At 71.4% G+C, this 20,371-nt stretch carries 23 protein-coding genes; 16 read left to right on the top strand and 7 right to left on the bottom strand.

From position 1 onward, the window contains the following. Window positions 1-69: 69 nt before the first annotated feature. Entirely contained in the window at window positions 70-951 is an 882-nt protein-coding gene (locus tag NE235_RS02055; protein ID WP_289848005.1) for an aldo/keto reductase family oxidoreductase, read from the bottom strand. A gap of 93 nt (window positions 952-1,044) precedes the next feature. Here NE235_RS02055 and NE235_RS02050 point away from each other — a divergent pair, with 93 nt between their 5' ends. After that, the gene (locus NE235_RS02050; protein WP_252798924.1) at window positions 1,045-1,908 is read left to right on the top strand and encodes a LysR family transcriptional regulator; all 864 of its coding nucleotides are present in this window, start codon (window positions 1,045-1,047) and stop codon (window positions 1,906-1,908) included. A gap of 95 nt (window positions 1,909-2,003) precedes the next feature. On the opposite strand, the gene NE235_RS02045 is transcribed toward NE235_RS02050, so the two are convergent. Further along, window positions 2,004-2,297 (bottom strand): DUF1330 domain-containing protein, encoded by a 294-nt coding sequence (locus NE235_RS02045; RefSeq protein WP_252798923.1) that lies wholly within the window; start codon window positions 2,295-2,297, stop codon window positions 2,004-2,006. Between NE235_RS02045 and NE235_RS02040 the strand changes: the two genes are divergently transcribed. Next, window positions 2,296-3,027 (top strand): LysR substrate-binding domain-containing protein, encoded by a 732-nt coding sequence (locus NE235_RS02040; RefSeq protein WP_308206002.1) that lies wholly within the window; start codon window positions 2,296-2,298, stop codon window positions 3,025-3,027. The genes NE235_RS02045 and NE235_RS02040 overlap by 2 nt on opposite strands. Before the next feature lie 99 nt (window positions 3,028-3,126). Here NE235_RS02040 and NE235_RS02035 read toward each other — a convergent pair whose 3' ends face one another. Next, window positions 3,127-3,564: a winged helix-turn-helix transcriptional regulator gene (locus tag NE235_RS02035; protein WP_252798922.1), complete on the bottom strand. Its 438-nt coding sequence runs from the start codon at window positions 3,562-3,564 to the stop codon at window positions 3,127-3,129. Between the two features lie 155 nt (window positions 3,565-3,719). On the opposite strand from NE235_RS02035, the gene NE235_RS02030 reads away from it, so the two are divergent. Further along, window positions 3,720-4,913, top strand: coding sequence for a thiolase family protein (locus tag NE235_RS02030; RefSeq protein ID WP_252798921.1), 1,194 nt, complete (start codon window positions 3,720-3,722; stop codon window positions 4,911-4,913). A gap of 187 nt (window positions 4,914-5,100) precedes the next feature. After that, on the top strand, window positions 5,101-5,934 hold the full coding sequence (locus NE235_RS02025; RefSeq protein ID WP_252798920.1) for a pentapeptide repeat-containing protein: 834 nt from the start codon (window positions 5,101-5,103) through the stop codon (window positions 5,932-5,934). A gap of 46 nt (window positions 5,935-5,980) precedes the next feature. Here the strand turns inward: NE235_RS02025 and NE235_RS02020 are convergent, their stop codons facing one another. Continuing rightward, complete coding sequence (locus NE235_RS02020; protein WP_252798919.1) at window positions 5,981-6,799, bottom strand: MBL fold metallo-hydrolase; 819 nt, start codon at window positions 6,797-6,799, stop codon at window positions 5,981-5,983. 136 nt (window positions 6,800-6,935) lie between these two features. Between NE235_RS02020 and NE235_RS02015 the strand changes: the two genes are divergently transcribed. From NE235_RS02015 to NE235_RS02005, 3 genes are all read left to right on the top strand, one after another. Further along, complete coding sequence (locus NE235_RS02015) at window positions 6,936-7,442, top strand: DinB family protein (protein WP_252798918.1); 507 nt, start codon at window positions 6,936-6,938, stop codon at window positions 7,440-7,442. Window positions 7,443-7,532: 90 nt separating this feature from the next. Beyond that, window positions 7,533-7,901, top strand: coding sequence for a hypothetical protein (locus NE235_RS02010; protein WP_252798917.1), 369 nt, complete (start codon window positions 7,533-7,535; stop codon window positions 7,899-7,901). Between the two features lie 32 nt (window positions 7,902-7,933). Beyond that, window positions 7,934-8,089 carry a hypothetical protein gene (locus NE235_RS02005; RefSeq protein WP_252798916.1) on the top strand — a complete coding sequence of 52 codons (156 nt, stop codon included), beginning with the start codon at window positions 7,934-7,936 and terminating at the stop codon, window positions 8,087-8,089. Between the two features lie 78 nt (window positions 8,090-8,167). Here NE235_RS02005 and NE235_RS02000 read toward each other — a convergent pair whose 3' ends face one another. Both NE235_RS02000 and NE235_RS01995 read right to left on the bottom strand, forming a co-directional pair. After that, a complete protein-coding gene (locus NE235_RS02000) occupies window positions 8,168-9,523 on the bottom strand; it encodes an aspartate aminotransferase family protein (RefSeq protein WP_252798915.1) in 1,356 nt (451 codons plus the stop codon). 14 nt (window positions 9,524-9,537) lie between these two features. Beyond that, complete coding sequence (locus NE235_RS01995; protein WP_252798914.1) at window positions 9,538-10,041, bottom strand: Lrp/AsnC family transcriptional regulator; 504 nt, start codon at window positions 10,039-10,041, stop codon at window positions 9,538-9,540. Window positions 10,042-10,193: 152 nt separating this feature from the next. On the opposite strand from NE235_RS01995, the gene NE235_RS01990 reads away from it, so the two are divergent. The 7 genes from NE235_RS01990 to NE235_RS01960 are packed head-to-tail and all read left to right on the top strand — an operon-like array spanning window position 10,194 to window position 17,732. Next, window positions 10,194-11,624: a gamma-aminobutyraldehyde dehydrogenase gene (locus NE235_RS01990; RefSeq protein ID WP_252798913.1), complete on the top strand. Its 1,431-nt coding sequence runs from the start codon at window positions 10,194-10,196 to the stop codon at window positions 11,622-11,624. Next, entirely contained in the window at window positions 11,621-12,748 is a 1,128-nt protein-coding gene (locus NE235_RS01985; RefSeq protein ID WP_252798912.1) for an ABC transporter ATP-binding protein, read from the top strand. Before NE235_RS01990 ends, NE235_RS01985 begins: the two co-directional genes overlap by 4 nt. Continuing rightward, on the top strand, window positions 12,745-13,968 hold the full coding sequence (locus tag NE235_RS01980) for a polyamine ABC transporter substrate-binding protein (RefSeq protein WP_252798911.1): 1,224 nt from the start codon (window positions 12,745-12,747) through the stop codon (window positions 13,966-13,968). The genes NE235_RS01985 and NE235_RS01980 overlap by 4 nt, the downstream gene beginning before the upstream one ends. 3 nt (window positions 13,969-13,971) lie before the next feature. Further along, window positions 13,972-14,826 carry an ABC transporter permease gene (locus NE235_RS01975; protein ID WP_252798910.1) on the top strand — a complete coding sequence of 285 codons (855 nt, stop codon included), beginning with the start codon at window positions 13,972-13,974 and terminating at the stop codon, window positions 14,824-14,826. Next, on the top strand, window positions 14,823-15,647 hold the full coding sequence (locus NE235_RS01970) for an ABC transporter permease (protein ID WP_406567524.1): 825 nt from the start codon (window positions 14,823-14,825) through the stop codon (window positions 15,645-15,647). Before NE235_RS01975 ends, NE235_RS01970 begins: the two co-directional genes overlap by 4 nt. Window positions 15,648-15,655: 8 nt before the next feature. Then, entirely contained in the window at window positions 15,656-17,053 is a 1,398-nt protein-coding gene (locus NE235_RS01965) for an NAD(P)/FAD-dependent oxidoreductase (RefSeq protein ID WP_252798947.1), read from the top strand. A gap of 58 nt (window positions 17,054-17,111) precedes the next feature. Continuing rightward, entirely contained in the window at window positions 17,112-17,732 is a 621-nt protein-coding gene (locus NE235_RS01960) for an ABATE domain-containing protein (RefSeq protein WP_252798909.1), read from the top strand. 147 nt (window positions 17,733-17,879) lie between these two features. On the opposite strand, the gene NE235_RS01955 is transcribed toward NE235_RS01960, so the two are convergent. Continuing rightward, entirely contained in the window at window positions 17,880-18,827 is a 948-nt protein-coding gene (locus NE235_RS01955; protein WP_252798908.1) for a GlxA family transcriptional regulator, read from the bottom strand. 186 nt (window positions 18,828-19,013) lie between these two features. On the opposite strand from NE235_RS01955, the gene NE235_RS01950 reads away from it, so the two are divergent. Both NE235_RS01950 and NE235_RS01945 read left to right on the top strand, forming a co-directional pair. Beyond that, the gene (locus NE235_RS01950) at window positions 19,014-19,685 is read left to right on the top strand and encodes a DJ-1/PfpI family protein (protein WP_252798907.1); all 672 of its coding nucleotides are present in this window, start codon (window positions 19,014-19,016) and stop codon (window positions 19,683-19,685) included. A 36-nt stretch (window positions 19,686-19,721) separates the two neighbouring features. After that, window positions 19,722-20,264, top strand: a complete 543-nt coding sequence (locus tag NE235_RS01945) for a hypothetical protein (RefSeq protein ID WP_252798906.1) — start codon at window positions 19,722-19,724, stop codon at window positions 20,262-20,264. Window positions 20,265-20,371 lie beyond the last annotated feature (107 nt).

Below are 20,371 nucleotides of genomic sequence, written 5' to 3'. Positions count from 1 at the left end.
ACGACGCCCCCATCACGGCACCGCCAACGGGTTCCCTGGCCGGCCGAAGCCCGATGTCACTCAGGACACCTAGCGGCCGATCTTGTCCAGTTCGGCGAGATCCTCGTCGGAGAGCGGGAGTCCCGCGCCGGCGACGTTCTCGCGCAGGTGTGCCACCGACGAGGTGCCGGGGATCAGCAGAATGTTCGGCGACCGCCGCAGCAGCCAGGCCAGGGCGACCGACATCGGCGTGGCGTCCAGCCGGGAGGCCACGGCCGTGAGCGCCGAGGACTGCAGTGGGGTGAAGCCGCCGAGCGGGAAGAAGGGCACGTAGGCGATGCCCTGCTCGGCGAGCTCGTCGATCAGCTCGTCATCCTGGCGGTGGGCGAGGTTGTACATGTTCTGCACGCACACGATCGGCGCGATGGCGCGTGCCTCGGCGACCTGCTCGGCCGTCGCGTTGCTCACGCCGAGGTGCCGGATCAGGCCCTGCCGCTGGAGTTCGACGAGGGTCTCGAACGCCTCGGCGACCGAGCCGGGCTGGGGGCCCTGGGCGTCGCCGAGCCGGAGGTTGACCACGTCCAGCGTCTCGAGGCCGAGGTTCTCCAGGTTGTGGTCGACGGCCCGGCGCAGGTCGTCGGGCTTGCGGGCCGGGGGCCAGCCTCCCTGCTCGTCCCGGGTCGCGCCGACCTTGGTCACGAGGTGCAGCGACGCGGGATAGGGGTGCAGCGCCTCGCGGATCAGCCGGTTGGTGATGTGCGGCCCGTAGGCGTCGGCGGTGTCGATGTGGGTGATGCCGAGGCCGACGGCCTCGCGCAGGACGGCGAGCGCGCCGTCGTGATCAGCGGGCGGGCCCATCACTCCGGGGCCGGCGAGCTGCATGGCGCCGTAGCCGACCCGGGTGACGGTCAGGTCGCCCAGGGTCCAGGTTCCACCGGTCAGTGACGAGGGCGTGTTCACGGTTTCGCTCATGCCGTCGATGCTGGCTCGCGGACGAGCCGCGCAGCCAATACCGATCCAGTGCCCTGTCATACCCGGTAGGTATCACCGGGCTATGCTGTGGCCATGGACGACTTGGAGACCCGCGAGCTGAGGTACTTCATAGCCGTCGCAGAGGAACTGCACTTCGGCCGTGCCGCCGAGCGCCTCGGCATGGCCCAGCCACCGCTGTCCCGGGCGATCCAGCAGCTCGAGCGGCGCCTCGGCGTCCGTCTGCTGGAACGCAACCGCCGCGGCGTCTCCCTGACCGGCGCCGGAGAGATGCTGCTGCACGAGGGCCGCGCCGCCCTCGACGCGGCCACCGCCGCCGCTCGCCGCACCCGTCGCGCCGGTGGCGCCGACAGCTCGGGCGGCCCCCGCAACCGCCTGGTGCTGGCGGTGAAGGCCGGCGCGTTTCACGAGCTGCTGCACAAGCTCCTCGACGCCTACGCGGCCGAGCCCGACGCCGCCGAGATCGAGGTGCTGCCGAGCGGCACGTGTGAGCAGGAAGGGATGCTGCGCGACGGCCGCGCCGACGTGGCGCTCATGCACACGCCGTTCAACTCCCTCGCCGGGTTCGACAGCGAGGAACTGATGACCGAGGGGCAGGTCGCCATCCTGCCCGCCGGGCATCCGCTCGCCGCGCGGAGCACCTTGTCCCTGGCCGACGTCAGCGACATCCCCGATCTTCCGCTCGCCCGCTGGTCCCGCGACGGCGTGTACCCACCCGGCCCGGGCCCCGAGATCCACGACCAGACGCAGCTGGCCCAGCTGATCGCCCTCGGACGCACCGTGGCCGTCTTCCCCGAGTCGGCCCGCGCCTGGCTGTGGGCCGAGCACGCCGCCGTCCCTTTGACCGACGCACCTCCCGTCGTCACCCACATCGCCTGGCCCGCGCACAGCCGCTCCCTCGCCCTCGCCGGGCTGATCCGCACGGCCACACGCCTCTGACGCGCCTCGCCGTCCATCGCCGCTGCACAACGCCTGACATGCACCAGCGGAAACCGAGATGGTGGATCTTCGGTGAAGATCCGCCTGGACCTAGGTCAGTCGATGCCTTCGACGATGCGGAAGTCGCGCTCGACGCCGTCGGGGAGGGCGACCAGCGCCTTCTGGTATGCCTCGCTCTCGTATGCCGCGACGGCCTGTTCAAAGCTGTCGAACTCCACCAGAACGACGCGTTGCGTGATTCCGGCCTCATGGGCGACGACTCGACCGCCACGGGACAGGACGCGCCCGCCCCCGGCCTGGACGGCCGGACGGGCCAGCTCGCCGTAGGCGGTCAGCTCCTCAGGGTCGGAAATGGCGGGGTAGACACTGACCCAGTAGCCCTTAGCCATGGAAACCTCCTGTGTTCGGCCGGACGCGTCCGGCTTCGAATCGGCCCTCAGATCGGTCGATCCAAGCGACGGGTATTGCGGTCGGTTGAATCGTCATATGCGCAGGTTAGGGCTTGATGTGCGATCGAGGGAAAGACCGGTACGGGATGGTACCGGCCCTGGTGGACAGGCTGATTCGCGGCAACAGCGGACTCGAGGTCGGCGCGGTCCCGATGGCGACACCGGAGATCTCCCCGCGGTCGGCGACGGCCGCATCGACGCCGGGATCACCCGCGGTGAACAGCCGGGCAGTGGCGTGCGCCGGTTCCTGCTGCGGCGTGCGCGCATCGGGGTCCAGCTGGCGCAGCACCATCCGCTGGCCGAAAATCCGGAGATCGAGATCGCCGACGCGGCCGCGTATCCGCTGCGACTCCCGGACCGTGCGGCCAACCCCGTGATCCACGATCAGCTGTCCGCACTGTTCCGAGACACCCGGCCACACCCCCGATTCCACACGCCCGCGGTCTCTTTCGACATGTCTCAGCGCGACCTGCGCGACGGGGTCACCCTCGCCCCGGCCGGAGAGGCCGCGGTCACGGTACAACCGGCCGGTCTCACCTGGCGACCGCTGCGGGGCGCGCCCAGCTTGACGATCCACCTGGTCCTCCCACGCGAGCAGTCGCCGCTGCACCGCCGCATCCGTGCCGTCGCCAAAGCCCTGGCGCACGAGCTGCACTGGCTGCCGGACTGACGCGCAAGAGGTCAAGCGGGACGGACGCCTGCGGTGGCGGCTGGTCGCACGGCCCCGAGTGGAGGGCCGGTCGCACCGGCGACGGAACGCGAGCCGCCGTCACCGTACGGGGCCGAGGCGGACCGCGCTGAGACCTTCCTCCGTCACCGGCTCGCCGCAGTGGGCGCACACCGTCTCGGGGTGCAGGTCGGCTCCGCAGGAGTGCCGCCAGACCGTCGGCGGCGGGCCGTCGGTGACGTACCGGTCGCCCCAGTCCATCAGGTTCAGCAGGATGGGCTGGAGCGCCCGCCCGGCCTCGGTGGGCACGTACTCATAGCGCGGCGGGTGCGCTTCGTACTGGCGTCTGGTCAGTACCCCGGCCGCGACCAGCGTCCGCAGCCGCGCGGCGAGGATGTCGCGGCTGGCGCCGGTGTTGCGGGCGATCTGGTCGAACCGCCGCTCGCCGAGCAGGATCTCGCGCAGGGCGAGCAGGCTCCACTTCTCGCCGATCACGGCCAGCGCGTCGGCGATCGAACACTGACGGCCGCGTACGGCCACGGGGCTGCCCTCCTCGCTCGGCGCCGCCGGCGCACCGGCCGGTCCTGAAGACCAACCTACCCCGGTGCGGCGACGCCCGCGACCACTGGGTTGTGAAATCCAACTTTGCACGCTATACCCGTCAGTAGCAGTCGTGGCGAGTGAGGAGAAGGCTCATGAACGACGCGGTCATCGTCGACGCGGTCCGCACGCCGATCGGCAAGGGCAAACCGGGCGGCGCCCTGTCGGGGATGCACCCCGTCGACCTGCACGCGCACGCGATCCGGTCGCTGCTGGAACGCACCGGCATCGACCCGGCCGCCGTGGACGACGTCATCAGCGGAGCCGTCGGCCAGATCGGCGAGCAGAGCGGCAACACCGCGCGGTGGGCGGCGCTGGCGGCCGGGCTGCCGGAGTCGGTGCCCGCCGTCACGGTGGACCGTCAGTGCGGCAGCAGCCAGCAGGCGATCCACTTCGCCGCCCAGGGCGTGATCAGCGGCGCGTACGACGTGGTGATCGCCTCCGGCGTCGAGTCGATGAGCCGCGTGCCGATCGGCAGCCAGACCGCCGGACGCGACTTCCTCGGCGCGGGGGTGGCCGAACGGTACGCCGGCGGCCTCGTACCGCAGGGCGTCAGCGCCGAGCTGATCACCCAGCGCTGGAACCTGTCCCGGGAACGGCTGGACGCCTTCGCCGCCGAGAGCCACCACCGCGCCGCGCGGGCGTGGGATGAGGGCCGCTTCGCCGGCGAGGTCTCCCCCGTCAAGGCGCCCGCGGCCGACGGCACGCTCGTACCGGTCACCCATGACGAGTCCGTACGGCCGGGCACGACGCCGCAGATCCTGGCCGGCCTGCGGCCGGCGTTCCGCGCCGGCATCTGGCAGGAGCGCTTCCCCGCCATCGACTGGCGCGTCACCGCGGGCAACTCCTCACCGGTCAACGACGGCGCCGCCGCCGTGCTCATCACCAGCAGCGAGACCGCGCGGCGGCTCGGGCTGCGGCCCCGGGCCCGCCTGCACTCCTTCGCCGTGGTCGGCGACGACCCGCTGCTCATGCTCACCGGCGTCATCCCCGCGACGCGCAAGGTCCTCGACCGCGCGGGCCTGTCCCTGGCGGAGATCGACGCGTTCGAGGTCAACGAGGCGTTCACCAGCGTCGTGCTCGCCTGGCTCGCCGAGACCGGCACCGACCCGGCCAAGGTCAACGTCAACGGCGGGGCGACCGCCCTGGGGCACCCGCTGGGAGCCAGCGGCGCCCGGCTGATGACCACGCTGCTGTCGGTCCTTGAACAGCGCGGCGGGCGCTACGGGCTGCAGACGATGTGCGAGGCCGGCGGCCTCGCCAACGCGACCGTCGTCGAACGCCTATGAACGCTGCGCGGCACGCGGGCCCCGGCACCCGTACCGGGTGATCGCACGACGCCGGCGCCTGCTCCCGGGCGGTCACACGCCGCCCGGGGACCGGTCCCGGGCGATCGCACGGCGCCCGGGACCGGATAATCGAGGTCCGTGCCGGGTCTCGCGCCCGGCGCCGAACCGAACCAGGAAGAACACGCCGTTGCCCCGCGAACGTCAGACCATCCCGCTCACCCCCGCCGGCTCGGAGCTGCGCGCCGACTGCGGCCGATGCCAGGGGCTGTGCTGCGTGGCGCTGCCGTTCGCGGCCTCGGCCGGCTTCGCCATCGACAAGGACGCCGGGCGGCCCTGCCCCAACCTGAACGCCGACTTCCGCTGTGGCATCCACGCCGACCTGCGGAGCAAGGGCTTCTCCGGCTGCACCGTCTTCGACTGCTTCGGCGCCGGGCAGCAGGTCTGCCAGGTCACCTTCGCCGGGCAGGACTGGCGGGAGTCGCCCGGCACCGCACGGCGGATGTTCGCGGTGTTCGCCGTCATGCGGCAGCTCCACGAGATCCTGTGGTACCTGACCGAGGCGCTCGCCCTGCCGGCCGCCCGCCCGGTCCACGGTGAGCTGCGCCGGGCCCTGACGGATCTCGACCGTCTCACCCGCGCGGACGCCGCGGAGCTGGCAGGCGTGGACGTCGCCGCGCAGCGGGACCGGGTCAATCCGCTCCTGACGCGCGCCAGCGAACTCGTACGAGCCGGGGTGCCGGGCCGGCGGAAGAATCACCGGGGCGCCGACCTCATCGGGGCGCGGCTGCGCGGCGCGGACCTTCGCGGCGCCGATCTGCGCGGCGCCTACCTCATCGCCGCGGACCTGCGGAACGCCGACCTGCGGACGGCCGACCTGATCGGCGCCGACCTGCGCGACACCGACCTGCGGGGAGCGGACCTGACCGGCGCGATCTTCCTGACCCAGGCGCAGGTCAACGCGGCCCGCGGCGATGACGCCACACGCCTGCCGTCCGCGCCGGCCCGCCCCGCGCACTGGTGACCCGGCCGGGCCGGCGCCCGCGCGGGACCCCCGCCGGCAGGCTCGATCAGCCGATCGGGGGTGCGAGGTACTCCAGCGCATAACCGTCGCCGGACGGGGTGACGCGGGCGATGCCGGGTGAGTCGAGGTGGGCGCCGGCCACGAAGTGATGTGGCCGGGTCAGCCGCTCGAGGAGCGCCGCTCGCGCGGCGCGGGCCTGGGGCTGGTCGCCGTCGAACTCCCAGGCCACGTTCGGCTGATCGAATTGGAGCGTGGGAACGTGAATGGTGTCGCCCCAGACGAGAAGGCGGCCGGCACCGCTCCTGACCTCGTAGACGATGTGACCGGGTGTGTGGCCCGGTGTCGGGATCGCGGTGGTCCAGTCGTTGATCGCGACCTGCTCCGACACGGGGACGACCCGGTCGCGGATCGGCTCGAGCCGGCCCGTGAACACCGAGGTGTCGCCCGCGCCGATCCACACGCGCTCGAGTCCGGCGAACGCCTCTGAGCCGTCCGGCGCGATCAGGCCGCCCACGTGGTCTACGTGCCTGTGGGTGATGGCCACATCGGTGACCTGCGCGCGGTCGATCCCCGCTTCGTCGAGCGCGTCGTAGATCAATCCCATGGTGGGGTCGTGCCACGCGTTGGACGCGCCGGTGTCGATGAGAACCGACCGCGTGCCGTCGGTGACGAAGAAGGCGTTGACCGCCAGCCGCAGGTTGCCGCCGACCAGCGGGACGGCGGCCGGCAGTTCAGTGAGCGCGCACCCGTCCTCGTCGCGGAGCCGTGTCGGCGGCATGTCGATGTACCCATCTCGCAACGAGATCACCTGCAGCTCGCCGAATTCGAACGTGGCATGGTGGCGGCCACTTGAGATCGAACGCATGGAACCTCCGTCGTGTGGTCGGCCCACCGGGCCGAATCGCTGTATCGACCTGCCGGACAAGAAGCTGGGTGAATCAGGTTAGGGCCGTCGATAATCCCCTCGACATGGGTCGGGGTGATGGAGGACGCTTCGCGAGATGACAAGAATCGATGACACACCGTCTGCCTGGGACGAGCGCACCCAGCTCACCACGTTTCTCGACTACGCACGTGACACCGCCCGCGCCAAATGTGAAGGCGTCTCTGCGGAGAACGCACGCAAGGCGCTCCTGCCGGGCTCACCGCTGATGACCATGAGCGGAGTGATCAACCACCTCCGCTGGGTCGAGTACTACTGGTTCCAGGTGGTCTTCCTCGGCGAGGAAGACCGGGGCCCCTGGACCGAGGAGGACCCCGACCGCGAGATGCGTATCGCCGTCGACTTCCCGCTCACGCAGTTGCTCGATGAGTACGCCGAGCAGAGCGCCCGCTACCGCGAACTTGTCGCCGCGAACGACCTGGACAAGCAGGCACAGCGAGCCATCCGCAAGGGCCTCCACGTCGACTTGCGCTGGATCCTCCTGCACCTCACCGAGGAGACGGCCCGCCACAACGGCCATCTGGACATCCTGCGCGAGATGCTCGACGGCACGACCGGCGACTAGATCTGGCGGAATCACGGGGCGTCGCCGGACCGCCCCGGGCGGTGGCTTATTCGGTCGACCGGCCCGGTGGGCGTCGATAGGGTCGCGGCCGTGCCGAGACCAGTCGTCCCCACCTCGGGAGTTCTTCCGGTGCACGCCATCGCCCGCCTGTCCGCCGCTGAGTTCACCGCACGCACTCCGGACCTGGCCGACCTGCTCCTGGATGCCGTCGCCGGCGGCCACTCGCTCGGTTTCGTTCGGCCGTTCGGGCGCGGCGCCGCGCTCGACTGGTGGCGGGCGCGCACCGCGGCCGTGGCCGATGGGAGCCTGCTCGTCTGGGCCTGCCCCGGTCCACGGGGTCTCGACGGGACCGTCGGTCTCGCCGTGGAATCCAAGCCGAACGGCCGGCACCGCGCCGAGGTGGTCAAACTGATGGTCCATCGCGACGCGCGGGGCCGGGGGCTGGCCGGGCCCTGCTGACCACCGCCGAGCAGGCCGCCGCGGACCTCGGCGTGACGCTCCTGCTCCTGGACACCGAGACCGGCAGCGCCGCCGAGAGCCTCTATGCCGCGGCGGGCTGGACGCGGTACGGCATCGTTCCGGGGTACGCCACCGATCCGTCCGGCGTGGCGCGCGACTGCAGCTTCTTGTATAAGCGCCTGCCGTGAGCCCCGCCGGCGCCGAACGGCACCTTCGCTCCGCGGACGCCTGTGGCGCTCTTCGCGGAGCGCCACAGGCGGGGCGGCTCAGAGGCGGGACCAGGCCTCGGTCAGCGTCTCGCGCAGGATCCGCTCGATCTCATCGAAGTGCTCCTGGCCGCAGATCAGGGGCGGTGCCAGCTGGATCACCGGGTCGCCGCGGTCGTCGGCGCGGCAGACGAGGCCGGCGTCGAACAGCGCCGAGGACAGGAACCCGCGCAGCAGCCACTCGGACTCCTCGGCGCTGAAGGTCTCCCGTGTGTCCTTGTCCTTGACGAGTTCGATGCCGTAGAAGTAGCCGGCGCCGCGGACCTCGCCCACGATCGGCAGGTCGGTCAGCTTCTCCAGGGTGGTGCGGAAGGCGGCCTCGTTGTCGCGGACGTGGTCGAGGACCTTCTCCTTCTCGAACAGGTCGAGGTTGGCCAGGGCGACCGCGGTGGAGACCGGGTGGCCGGCGAAGGTGATGCCGTGCAGGAAGGTGGCCGGGCCGTCGGCGAACGGCTCGACGAGCCGGTCGCTGACCATCATGCCGCCCAGCGGCGAGTAGCCGGAGGTGACGCCCTTGGCGAAGGTGATGATGTCGGGCTGGTAGCCGTAGCGCTCGGCGCCGAAGTAGTGGCCGAGCCGCCCGAACGCGCAGATCACCTCGTCGGAGACCAGCAGCACGCCGTACTTGTCGCAGATCGTGCGGACCCGCTCGAAGTAGCCGGGCGGCGGCGGGAAGCAGCCGCCGGCGTTCTGCACCGGCTCGAGGAAGACGGCGGCGACCGACTCGGGGCCCTCGCGCAGGATCGCGCGTTCGATCTCGTCGGCCGCCCACCGCCCGAACCGCTCCGGGGAGTCGCCGTACTCGGGCGCGCGGTAGAAGTTGGTGTTGGGCACGCGGACCGAGCCGGGCACGAGCGGCTCGAAGGGGTGCTTGATCGGGGCGAGGCCGGTGATCGACAGGGCGCCCATGGAGGTGCCGTGGTAGGCGATGTCGCGGCTGATCACCTTGTAGCGGCCGTGCTGCCCGATCAGCTTGAAGTAGTTGCGGGCGAGTTTCCACGCCGACTCGACGGCCTCGGATCCGCTCGCCGTGAAGAAGACGCGGTCTAGGTCGCCGGGGGCGAGGGCGGCGAGCCGCTCGGCCAGCTCGATCGCGCCGGGGTGGGCGTAGGACCACAGGGGGAAGTAGGCCAGTTCTCCGGCCTGGGCGCCCGCGGCGTCGGCGAGTTCGCGGCGGCCGTGGCCGAGCTGGGACACGAACAGGCCGGACAGGCCGTCGAGGTAGCGCCGGCCCTTGTCGTCGTAGACGTAGGCGCCCTCTCCGCGGACGATGACGGGGACGTCGGCGTCCTTGTAGGACGACATCCGGGTGAAATGCATCCACAGATGGCGCTTGGCGGCGTCCTGGAGGTTCATCTTTCTGCTTTCTCTCAGCGGGTTCCCCACGCGTAGGTCTGCTTGCGGAGCTTGAGGTAGACGAAGCTCTCGGTGCCGGCGACGCCGGGCACCGCCCGGATCCGGCCGAGGACGTCGAGGAGGTGGTCGTCGCTCTCGCACACGATCTCGACCAGCAGGTCGAAGGAGCCCGCGGTGATCACGACGTAGTCGGTCTCGTCGAGGCCGGCGAGGGCGTCGGCGACGCTCTGCAGGTCGCCTTCGCAACGGACGCCGATCATGGCCTGCCGGAAGAAGCCGAGCGAGAGCGGGTCGGTGACCGCGACGATCTGCATGACGCCGGACTCCAGCAGCCGCTGGACGCGCTGCCGCACGGCGGCCTCGGACAGGCCCACCGCCTTGCCCAGCGCGGCGTACGAGCTGCGGCCGTCCGCCTGGAGCAGCTCGATCAGCTTCTTGGACGTCTCGTCGAGGGTGTTGTTGCCCGTGCGCCGTCCGTTACCCGCCGGCCGTGCCGGGGGGCCTTGATCGTCGGTCATCGCGGCCTCCTTGCTGCGACATCGTGGCAGATCAGGCCCAGAAGTCAAGGATTTCGTTGTGAAATCTCTTCGTAACAACGGAATCGCTTGTTTTGGGGGTTTCGTTCTGCCAGGGTCGGCACATCACAGCCTGTAGACCCCGGAGGCCGACCGTGACCTTGCGGAACTTCGTGGGCGGCGAGCACGTCGATGCCAAGGACGGCCGCACGTCCGACGTGATCGATCCCAGCACCGGCGAGACGTACGCCCAGGCGCCCCTGTCGGGGCCCGCGGACGTCGACGCGGCGATGACCGCCGCCGCCACGGCGTTCGAGCAGTGGCGCGACGCCACCCCCGGCGAGCGAAGTCTGGCGCTGCTGCGCATCGCCGACGCCGTCGAGGCCCGGGCCGAGGACCTCGTCCAGGCCGAGTGCCGCAACACCGGCAAGCCCCTCCAGCTCACCCGGGACGAAGAGGTCGGCCCCATGGTCGACGAGTTCCGGTTCTTCGCCGGCTGCGCCCGGCTGCTGGAGGGACGCTCGGCCGGGGAGTACATGACCGGCCACACCTCGATGATCCGCCGGGAGCCGATCGGCGTCTGCGCCCAGGTCACGCCGTGGAACTACCCGATGGTCATGGCGACCTGGAAGATCGCGCCGGCGCTCGCGGCCGGCAACACGGTCGTGCTCAAACCGTCCGACACCACGCCGGTCACCACACTGATGCTCGCCGAGATCGCCGCGGAGTTCCTGCCACCGGGCGTGCTCAACGTGGTCTGCGGCGACCGGGACACCGGGCAGGAACTGGTCGGCCACCCGATCCCGCAGATGGTCTCGGTCACCGGCTCGGTACGGGCGGGCATGCAGGTCGCCCGGCAGGCCGCCGGGTCGCTGAAGAAGGTCCACCTCGAACTCGGCGGCAAGGCGCCGGTGCTCGTCTTCGACGACGCCGACGTCGCCAGGACCGCCCAGGGCATCGCCGAGGCGGGCTACTTCAACGCCGGCCAGGACTGCACCGCCGCCACCCGCGTCCTGGCCACCCCCGGAATCTACGACGACCTCGTCGCCGCGCTCGCCGAACGGGCCAAGGCCACGCGGGTCGGCCCGCCCGCCGACGAGGACGCCTTCTACGGCCCGCTGAACAACGCGAACCAGCTCCACCGCGTCACCGGCTTCCTCGACCGGGCGCCCGCCCACGCCGAGGTCGTGGCCGGCGGCGAACGCGTCGGCGACCGCGGCTACTTCTACGCCCCCACCGTGGTCACCGGCCTGCGCCAAGGCGACGAGATGATCCAGAGCGAAATCTTCGGCCCCGTCATCACAGTCCAGCGCGTCGCCGACGAGGACGAGGCGATCGCCATGGCCAACGGCGTGCCGTACGCGCTGGCCGCCAGCGTGTGGACCCGGGACCACGGGCGCGCGATGCGGATGTCCAGGCGGCTCGACTTCGGCGCCGTGTGGATCAACACCCACATCCCCTTCGTCTCCGAGATGCCGCACGGCGGCTTCAAGCACTCCGGCTACGGCAAGGACCTGTCGATGTACGGCTTCGAGGACTACACCCGGATCAAGCACGTCATGAGCTACATCGGAGCCGGCGAATGACCGAGCTGCGCGAGACCGGGCCCGTCACCGCCGCGAAGGTCGCCGCGATCGAGCTGCGCGGTGTCGTCAAGAGCTTCCAGTCCCACGGCGAGACCGTCACCGCCGTACGGGGCGTCGACCTGTCCATCGCCGAGGGCGAGTTCTTCTCCCTTCTGGGCCCGTCCGGGTGCGGCAAGACCACGACGATGCGCATGATCGCCGGGTTCGACGAGCCCACCGAGGGACAGATCATCCTGCACGGCGGCGACGTCGTCGGCGTGCCGCCGAACCGCCGCGACGTCAACATGGTCTTCCAGTCCTACGCGCTGTTCCCGCACATGAGCGTGTTCGAGAACGTCGCGTTCGGGCTGCGCCGCAAGAACACCCCAAAGGACGAGGTCACCCGCCGCGTCGGGGAGATGCTGGAGATCGTCGATCTCGCCGGCCGGGACAAGCGCCGGCCGCGCGAGCTGTCCGGCGGCCAGCAGCAGCGGGTCGCCCTGGCCCGCGCGCTGGTCAACCGCCCGCGGGCGCTGCTCCTGGACGAGCCGCTCGGCGCGCTGGACCTCAAACTGCGCCAGGCCATGCAGGTCGAGCTCAAGCGCATCCAGCGCGAGGTCGGCATCACCTTCGTCTACGTCACCCACGACCAGGGCGAGGCGCTCACGATGTCGGACCGCATCGCGGTCATGAACGAAGGCGTGATCGAGCAGCTCGGCCCGCCGCGCCAGGTCTACGAACGGCCCGCCACCGCCTTCGTCGCCGGCTTCATCGGCACCTCCAACGTCCTGTCCGGCACCGTCGCCCGTACCGACGGCGGCACCGCGGTCATCGAGCCGGGACCCGGCGAGCGGATCCTCGTGCCGGGCGCCGCCGCAGCGGGCGACGTCGAGCTCACCGTACGGCCCGAGAAGATCGCCATCGGGCTGCACCCTCCGGACGGGGACGTCTGCGCGCTGCGCGGCACCGTCACCGAGGTCGTCTACCTCGGCACCTTCACGAATTACACGGTCCGCACGTCCACCGGGGCCGAGGTCGTGGTGTTCGTGCAGAACGCCTCGTCCGCGGACGACGTCGCCGCGTCCGGGGACACCGTCTGGCTCTCCTGGGAGCCCCGCCACTCCTACGCGATCGGAGCAGCATGAACGAGATCAACCCCGAGCTCCTGCGCGGCATGACGCGGAGCCGGCGTGACGCACTGCGGCTGTTCGGACTGGCCGGCGCCGGCCTCGGGCTGGCCGCCTGCGGCGTCAAGGGCCAGAAGGCCGCCCCGGCGAAGCAGAGCGACGTGCAGAAGTACTGGAACGGCAAGACCAAGCACGGCCACGTGAACTTCGCCAACTGGCCGCTGTACATGGACAAGGGCCGTACGCCGCTCAAGCAGTTCACCAAGGAGACCGGCATCTCGGTGACCTATCGTGAGGTCATCCAGGACGACCCGTCGTGGTTCGGCAAGATCCAGCCGCAGCTGCAGGCGAACCAGTCGATCGGGTACGACCTGATGGTCATCACCAACGGCGTGTCGTTCACCAAGCTCACCGAGCTCGGCTACCTCGTGCCGCTGGACCACTCCAAGATGCCGAACTTCGCCAAGAACGCCGGCGCCGCGTACAAGAACGAGTCCTTCGACCCCGGCAACGTCTACAGCGTGCCGTACCAGACCGGGATCACCGGCATCGCCTACGACCCGGCGAAGACCGGACGGGAGATCACGAGCCTCGCGGACCTGTGGGACCCGAAGTTCAAGGGCAAGGTCGGGATGTTCTCCGACGTCCAGGAGATCGGCAACTTCGGGATGATGGCCGTCGGCGTCAACCCCGAGCAGTCCACGGCCGACGACTGGAAGAAGGCCGGTGCCAAGCTCCAGGAGCAGAAGGACCAGGGGATCGTCCGCAAGTACTTCGACCAGGACTACATCGACGCGCTCAGCCGCGGAGACATCTGGCTGTCGATGGCCTACTCCGGCGACATCTTCCAGCAGAACCTCTCGGAGGGGTCGAACCTGAAGTTCGTCATCCCCGAAGAGGGCGGCACGATCTGGACCGACAACCTGACGATCCCCAAGACCGCCGAGAACCCGGTCGACGCCCTCACGCTGCTGGACTACTTCTACCGGCCGGACGTCGCCGCCCAGCTCGCCGAGATCGTCAGCTACGTCACGCCGGTCCCCGGCGCCAAGGACGTCCTCGCGGCCGAGGCCGCCAAGGCCACCGGCTCGCGGAAGAAGACCCTGCAGACCCTCGCGGACAGCCCGCTGATCTTCCCCTCCGACGCCGACTACGCCCGGCTCCGGCACTACCGGAAGATGACCACGGCGGAGGAGCAGCAGTACAACGGCGTCTTCCAGAAGATCACGGCCGGGTGACCGATGCGCCGACGTCTCGCCCCGTACCTGCTGATCCTGCCCGGCGGGCTCTGGCTCGCGATCCTCTTCGTGCTGCCGATGGTCGTGATGCTGTCGTTCTCCCTGATGCAGGGCGACGTCGTCAACGGCTTCCAGCTCATCTGGCACTGGCAGAACTACACCGACAGCCTGTCGGCCTACGACGACCAGCTGATCCGCTCCCTCGTGTACGGCCTGCTCGCGACGGCGGCGTGCGTGCTGCTCGCCTACCCGGCCGCGTACTGGATCGCCTTCCGCGGCGGCGGCCGCAAGTCGACGTACCTGTTCTTGATGCTGCTGCCGTTCTTCGTGTCGTTCGTGCTGCGGACGTTCTCCTGGAAGTTCCTGCTGGCCGATGACGGCATCGTCCTCGGGCCGCTGAAGGACGCCGGGCTGCTGCCGCAGGACTTCCACGTGCTCGCCACCGGCTTCGCCGTCGTGGCCGGCCTGACCTACAACTACCTGCCGTTCATGGTGCTGCCGATCTACGTGGCGCTGGAACGGGTGGACCCGCGGCTGCTCGAGGCGGCGCAGGACCTGTACGCGGGCCGGGCGCAGGCGTTCCTGCGCGTGGTGCTGCCGCTGTCGGTGCCGGGGGTCTTCGCGGGCGTGCTGATGACGTTCGTGCCGGTCAGCGCCGACTACGTCAACGCGACGGTGCTCGGCGGCACCAACAACACGATGATCGGCAACGTCATCCAGAACCTCTACCTGGTCAACAACGACTATCCCCAGGCCGCGGCGCTGTCGTTCGCGCTGATGGCGATCCTGCTGATCGGGATCTTCGCGTACGCGCGGGCGCTGGGCACCGAGGACGTCCTGGAGGTGGCGGCCCGATGACCATGACGCAGGCCCGGCCCGCCGCGCGCGTACGGCGCGGCCGGCGCGGCTGGGGCGACCGGATCCTGTACGCCTACACCTGGCTGATCATCGTCTGGCTGTGCCTGCCGATCGCCGTGATGATCACGTTCGGGTTCAACAACGCCAAGGGGCGCCTGAACCTGACCTGGCAGGGCTTCACGCTCAAGTGGTACGGCAGGCTGTTCGCGGTGCCGGACCTGACCACGGCGCTGGTGAACTCCCTCACGATCGCGGTGCTGGCCGCGCTGGGCGCCACGGTCCTCGGCACGCTGATCGGCCTGGCCCTGGGGCGGTTCCGGTTCCGCGGCCAGGGCGCGCTGAACCTCGTGCAGTTCGCGGCGATCTCCGCGCCGGAGACCGTGATGGGCGCGTCCCTGCTGTCGTTCTTCGTGCAGTTGGGCGTGGGCCGCGGCTACCTGACGATCCTGGTCTCGCACATCATGTTCTCGCTGTCGTTCGTGGCGGTCACCGTACGGGCGCGGGTGCTGACCCTGGACCCGTTCGTGGAAGAGGCGGCGCAGGACCTGGGCGCGAGCGGCTGGACGACGTTCCGGCTCGTCACCCTGCCGATGATCTTCCCGGCGGTGCTGGCCGGCGGCCTGCTGGCGTTCGCGCTGTCCATCGACGACTTCATCATCACGAGCTTCAACAGCGGCTCCACCCTGACGTTCCCGCTGTGGATCTGGGGCGCGCAGAAGAACGGCCTCCCCCCGCAGGTCAACGTCATGGGCACGCTCATCTTCCTGGCGGGCGTCCTCCTCGCGGTGGGCAACGCGGTGCTCGCCCGCAGGAGGCGGTGAACGGTGAGATGAACGTCCTGGCGGCCCTGGCCGAGGCCGAGCCCACGCCGTACTGGCCGGCCGACCCGGCGGCACCCGAACCCGCGCCGGCGCTGGTCGGGCGGACCTCCTGCGACCTGGCCGTCGTCGGCGCGGGCTACACCGGCCTGTGGACGGCGCTACGGGCCAAGGAACGCGACCCTTCCCTGGACGTGGTCGTCGTCGAGGCGGACGTGGCGGGCGGCGCCGCGTCCGGCCGCAACGGCGGGTTCTGCGCGGCGAGCCTCACCCACGGGCTCGGCAACGGCCTCGCCCGCTGGCGCGCGGAGATGCCGGTCCTCGAGCGCCTCGGCCGGGAGAACCTCGACGGGATCGAGGACACGGTGCGGCGTTACGGCATCGACTGCGGCTTCGAGCGCACCGGTGAGCTGAACGTCGCCACGGAGGACTGGCAGCTCCCCGGCCTGCGGACGCTGGCCGGGGAGTCCGCCGCCCTCGGCCGTCCCCTCGAGCTCCTCGACGCCGAGGCCGTCCAGGCCGAGGTCGCCTCACCCACCTACAAAGGCGGGCTGTGGGACCGGGACGGCGTCGCGATGGTGCACCCGGCCAAGCTCGCCTGGGGACTGCGGCAGGCGTGCCTGACGGCCGGCGTCCGGCTGTACGAACGCACCCCGGCCGAGGCGGTGGAGGACGAGTCCCACGGCCGGCTCCGGCTGCGCACGCCGTACGGCTCCGTCGACGCCGCGAAGGTCGCGGTGGGCACGGGCGCCTTCGCCGGACCGCTGCGCCGCCTGCGGCACTTCACTGTCCCGGTGTACGACTACGCGCTGGTCACCGAGCCGCTGCCGGCGGGCCGGCTCGCGTCGATCGGCTGGCGGAATCGCCAGGGCGTCGGCGACGCCGGGAACCAGTTCCACTATTACCGGCTCACCGCGGACGGCCGGATCCTGTGGGGCGGCTACGACGCCGTCTACCACTTCCGCGGCGGGGTGGCGTCCGAGCTGGAGCGCCGCCCGCAGACGTTCGCGACGCTCGCCCGGCACTTCTTCGCCACGTTCCCCCAGCTGGAGGGCGTGCGCTTCAGCCACGCCTGGGGCGGCATGATCGACACGTGCAGCCGTTTCTGCGCCTTCTACGGCACGGCGTACGGCGGCCGGCTGGCGTACGCGGCCGGCTACACGGGTCTCGGCGTCGGCGCGACGCGGTTCGGTGCCGACGTCATGCTCGACCTGCTGTCCGGCGCGGACACCGAGCGCACCCGGCTGGAGATGGTGCGGTCCAAGCCGATGCCGTTCCCGCCGGAGCCGCTGCGGTACGGCGTCATCCAGCTCACCCGCTGGTCGCTCGCCCGCGCCGACCGGCACCAGGGTCGCCGCAACCTGTGGCTGCGCACCCTCGACCATCTGGGCGTCGGCTTCGACTCCTGAGCGGCCGTGTAACGCCTGGCCGCGGCCGGTCCCGTTAGAAGCGCGGTAGGGTGCGGCCATGGGAACGAGCGCGCCGCTGCTGGGCGAACCGCTGCCCATCGAGCTGATGAACACGGTCTGGGGCGACCGCGACGGCGTGCACGACGCGCTCGACGGGCCGTCCGGCGCCGAGGCGTGGCTACGGGCCGTCCTCCCCCGGATCGAGCCGCTGACCGCCGCCGACCTCGACGGCCTGACCGCGGACGACGCCGAGGACCTGGCGCGGCGGCTGCGCGCGCTGCGCGACGCCCTGCGGCGGCTCGCGGCCGAGGCCACCGGCGATCCGCGGCCGGCGGCGGCGGCCCCGGTACGGGACCTGGCTGCCGCCGTCGCCGTCGTCAACGAGGCCGCCGGCGCGGCGCCCCGCTGGTCCGCGCTGACGTGGGCGCCCGGTGGGACACCCGCCCGTTCCGTCCGGGCCGGTGGGCGGGCGCCGGCCGCCGCGGTGTCGGCCGTCGCCGAAGAGACCGTCGCCCTGTTCGGCCGCCCCGACCGGTTGCGGCTGCGCGCCTGCCTGGCCCCCGGATGCGTCCTGTACTTCCTCAAGGACCACCCTCGCCGCGAGTGGTGCTCCACGGCCTGCGGCAACCGGGTCCGCGCCGCGCGTCACTACCGGCGCCGCCGCCGCCCGGCCTCCTGAGACGGCCGCGCGCCCGGCCGCGCGACGGCCGGGCGCGGGAGCCGGTCAGAGCGATCAGCGACGTACGCCGCCGTGGTCGTTCAAACGGCCGGGCGCGGAGCCGGTCGGGGTGATCCGCGCGCGGGAGGCGTGTGCCGCGGTGGTCGTTCAACGGGAGCCGCGGAACGCGGCCCGGTAGGCGTGCGGGGTCGTGCCGGCGACGCGCTTGAAGCGGTCGCGGAAGGCGGTCGCGGATCCGAAGCCGGCCTGGACGGCGATCCTCTCCACGGAGTGGTCGGTGTGCTCGAGGAGGTACTGCGCCCGCCTGACCCGGGCGCGCAGCAGCCACTGCAACGGGGTGGTGCCGGTGTGCTCGCGGAAGCGGCGGCTGAAGGTGCGGGTGCTCATGCCGCAGCGCGCGGCCATGGTCTCCAGGGTGAGTTCCTCCCCCAGGTGCTCTTCGATCCAGGTCAGCGCCGGCTCGAGCAGCGAGCCGCGTGGCACCGGATGGTGCTCATGGACGATGTACTGCGCCTGGCCGCCCTCCCGCTCCAGGGGGGTGACGGCCAGGCGCGCGGCGTCCGCCGCGACGGCGGAGCCCAGGTCGCGGCGGACCATGTGCAGGCACAGGTCCAGGCCCGCGGACGCGCCGGCCGAGGTGAGCAACTGTCCGTTGTCCACGTACAGCACGTCGGGCCGCACCTCGACCTTGGGGAACAGCTCGGCGAATTGCTGCGCGGCGGTCCAGTGCGTGGTCGCGGCCAGCCCGTCCAGCAGGCCCGTGGCGGCCAGGATGAAGGCGCCGCCGCAGATCGAGGCGATGCGCGTGCCGCGGGCGGCCGCGTCCCGCAGGGACTCCAGGACGTCGGCCGGCGGGGGCCCGGCGGTCTCGCTGCGGCCCGGCACGATGATCGTGTCGGCGTCCGCGAGCGCCTCCAGCCCCCACGGGGGGTGGATCGTGAAGATCTCGGTCGGCACGTGCGGCCGCGGTCCGCAGGCGCGGACCCGGTACGGACGGCGCCCGTCCGGCAGGCGGACCCGGCCGAAGACCTCGACCGGAATGGCCAGGTCGAAGACCACCGTCTCGTCCAGCACCAAGATCGCCACTGTGTGCACGGGCGCAGCGTACGCCGGATTCCGGCCAATCCACAGCCGTGCGATCCAGCGGCGGCGACGATGGAACCCGCAGTTCAGCGAGTTGGCGAGAACTCGTTGGAATCTGTCGTTCCAGCCTGTGGTCCGCGCGCGCCGGCTCTCCTAGCGTGAGCGCGGCAGTGGCGGAACGACAGAGACGAGACCCCGATGCTTGCCCAATTCGTCCTTTTCGACGGCTTCGACCCGCTCGATGTCGTCGGCCCGTTCGAGGTGTTCAGCGCCGCCGGCATGGTCACCGATCAGGTGAGCGCCGAGCTGGTCGCCCCCGACGGGCCAGGGGAGATCCGCAGCGGAGTCCCCGGCGTCTCCCTGACGGCCGCCGCCTCCCTGAACCCCGACCGCGCCGACCTGATCGTCGTCCCCGGCGCCGCCGGCAGCACCCCTCCCCCGGACCGGAACGACCTCACCGACGAGGAACGGGAGGCCACGGTCCCCGCGATCCTCGGCCGCACCCTGACCACCGGGCTCCCGGCACTGCTGGGCAAGGCCCTGGCGGCACCCCGCACCACGGTGGCCGCGGTGTGCGGCGGCTCGCTGATCCTCTCGATGGCCGGGCTCATCGAGGGCCGCAACGCCGCCACCCATCACCAGGGGCTCGGCATGCTCGGCGCGAGCGGCGTCAACGTCATCCGGGCCCGCGTCGTCGACGACGGCGACCTGGTCACCTCCGGTGGCGTCACCTCCGGTCTGGACGTGGGCCTGTACCTGCTGGAACGGGAGGTGGGTCCGAAGATCGCGCTCGCCGTCGAGGAGCTGTTCGAGTACGAGCGCCGCGGCGTGGTGTGGCGCGACCTCGGGCCAGCCCCGGCGAGCGCCTGACCCATCCCCTCCTGCAATCGAAAGCGCACCCTGGCGATGACGAAGATCCTCCTCATCCTCCACGTACTCGCGGCGGTCATCGCCGTGGGCCCGGTCACCGTCGCGGGCAGCATGTTCCCGGCCGCGGCCCGCAGGGCCGCCGGCGCATCCGGCGGGCCTGGCGCATCCGGCGGGCCTGCCGGGGCCGGTGGGGCCGGTGGGGCCGTTGGGGCCGGTGCTGAAACGGCCGCCATGCGGCTGCTGCACCGCATCTGCCGCGTCTACGCCGCCGTCGGCCTCGCCGTCCCCGTCTTCGGGTTCGCGACCGCCGCCGGCCTGCACGTCCTCGGCACTCCCTGGCTGATCGTCTCCATCGTCCTCACCGGTGCCGCCGCCCTCGTGCTCGCGCTGCTGGTCCTCCCCGCTCAGGAGGCCGTCCTCGCCGGCCTGACCGGCGGCGGTACCGGCGCCGCGACAGCGGCGGGCATCGAGCCCGCGCGGATCAGGCGGCTGGCCATGCTGACCGGCACGTTCAACCTGCTGTGGGCCACGGTCACCGTCCTGATGATCGTCCGCCCCGGCTCCACCACAGGAGTGTGACCCCATCACCGCGCCCACGCCCCCGACGCCACGGCCCGCCCGCAGGCCCCTGCGCGTCTCCGCGACCGTCGAACTGGTCAGCCTCGCCGTCCTGCTCGTCAACCTGG

Source organism: Actinoallomurus spadix (genome assembly GCF_024055725.1).
GTDB lineage: Bacteria > Actinomycetota > Actinomycetes > Streptosporangiales > Streptosporangiaceae > Actinoallomurus > Actinoallomurus spadix.
Note: the sequence above shows the minus strand (reverse complement) of the source record. Positions and strands in the feature narration are given on the sequence as shown.

What these genes read in the sequence shown, in the direction of transcription:
- NE235_RS02055 (WP_289848005.1), bottom strand. Translation starts at nt 951, where the DNA reads ATGAGCGAAACCGTGAACACGCCCTCGTCACTGACCGGTGGAACCTGG.
- NE235_RS02050 (WP_252798924.1), top strand. Translation starts at nt 1,045, where the DNA reads ATGGACGACTTGGAGACCCGCGAGCTGAGGTACTTCATAGCCGTCGCA.
- NE235_RS02040 (WP_308206002.1), top strand. Translation starts at nt 2,296, where the DNA reads ATGGAAACCTCCTGTGTTCGGCCGGACGCGTCCGGCTTCGAATCGGCC.
- NE235_RS02045 (WP_252798923.1), bottom strand. Translation starts at nt 2,297, where the DNA reads ATGGCTAAGGGCTACTGGGTCAGTGTCTACCCCGCCATTTCCGACCCT.
- NE235_RS02030 (WP_252798921.1), top strand. Translation starts at nt 3,720, where the DNA reads ATGAACGACGCGGTCATCGTCGACGCGGTCCGCACGCCGATCGGCAAG.
- NE235_RS02020 (WP_252798919.1), bottom strand. Translation starts at nt 6,799, where the DNA reads ATGCGTTCGATCTCAAGTGGCCGCCACCATGCCACGTTCGAATTCGGC.
- NE235_RS02015 (WP_252798918.1), top strand. Translation starts at nt 6,936, where the DNA reads ATGACAAGAATCGATGACACACCGTCTGCCTGGGACGAGCGCACCCAG.
- NE235_RS02000 (WP_252798915.1), bottom strand. Translation starts at nt 9,523, where the DNA reads ATGAACCTCCAGGACGCCGCCAAGCGCCATCTGTGGATGCATTTCACC.
- NE235_RS01995 (WP_252798914.1), bottom strand. Translation starts at nt 10,041, where the DNA reads ATGACCGACGATCAAGGCCCCCCGGCACGGCCGGCGGGTAACGGACGG.
- NE235_RS01985 (WP_252798912.1), top strand. Translation starts at nt 11,621, where the DNA reads ATGACCGAGCTGCGCGAGACCGGGCCCGTCACCGCCGCGAAGGTCGCC.
- NE235_RS01980 (WP_252798911.1), top strand. Translation starts at nt 12,745, where the DNA reads ATGAACGAGATCAACCCCGAGCTCCTGCGCGGCATGACGCGGAGCCGG.
- NE235_RS01975 (WP_252798910.1), top strand. Translation starts at nt 13,972, where the DNA reads ATGCGCCGACGTCTCGCCCCGTACCTGCTGATCCTGCCCGGCGGGCTC.
- NE235_RS01970 (WP_406567524.1), top strand. Translation starts at nt 14,823, where the DNA reads ATGACCATGACGCAGGCCCGGCCCGCCGCGCGCGTACGGCGCGGCCGG.
- NE235_RS01965 (WP_252798947.1), top strand. Translation starts at nt 15,656, where the DNA reads ATGAACGTCCTGGCGGCCCTGGCCGAGGCCGAGCCCACGCCGTACTGG.
- NE235_RS01960 (WP_252798909.1), top strand. Translation starts at nt 17,112, where the DNA reads ATGGGAACGAGCGCGCCGCTGCTGGGCGAACCGCTGCCCATCGAGCTG.
- NE235_RS01950 (WP_252798907.1), top strand. Translation starts at nt 19,014, where the DNA reads ATGCTTGCCCAATTCGTCCTTTTCGACGGCTTCGACCCGCTCGATGTC.
- NE235_RS01945 (WP_252798906.1), top strand. Translation starts at nt 19,722, where the DNA reads ATGACGAAGATCCTCCTCATCCTCCACGTACTCGCGGCGGTCATCGCC.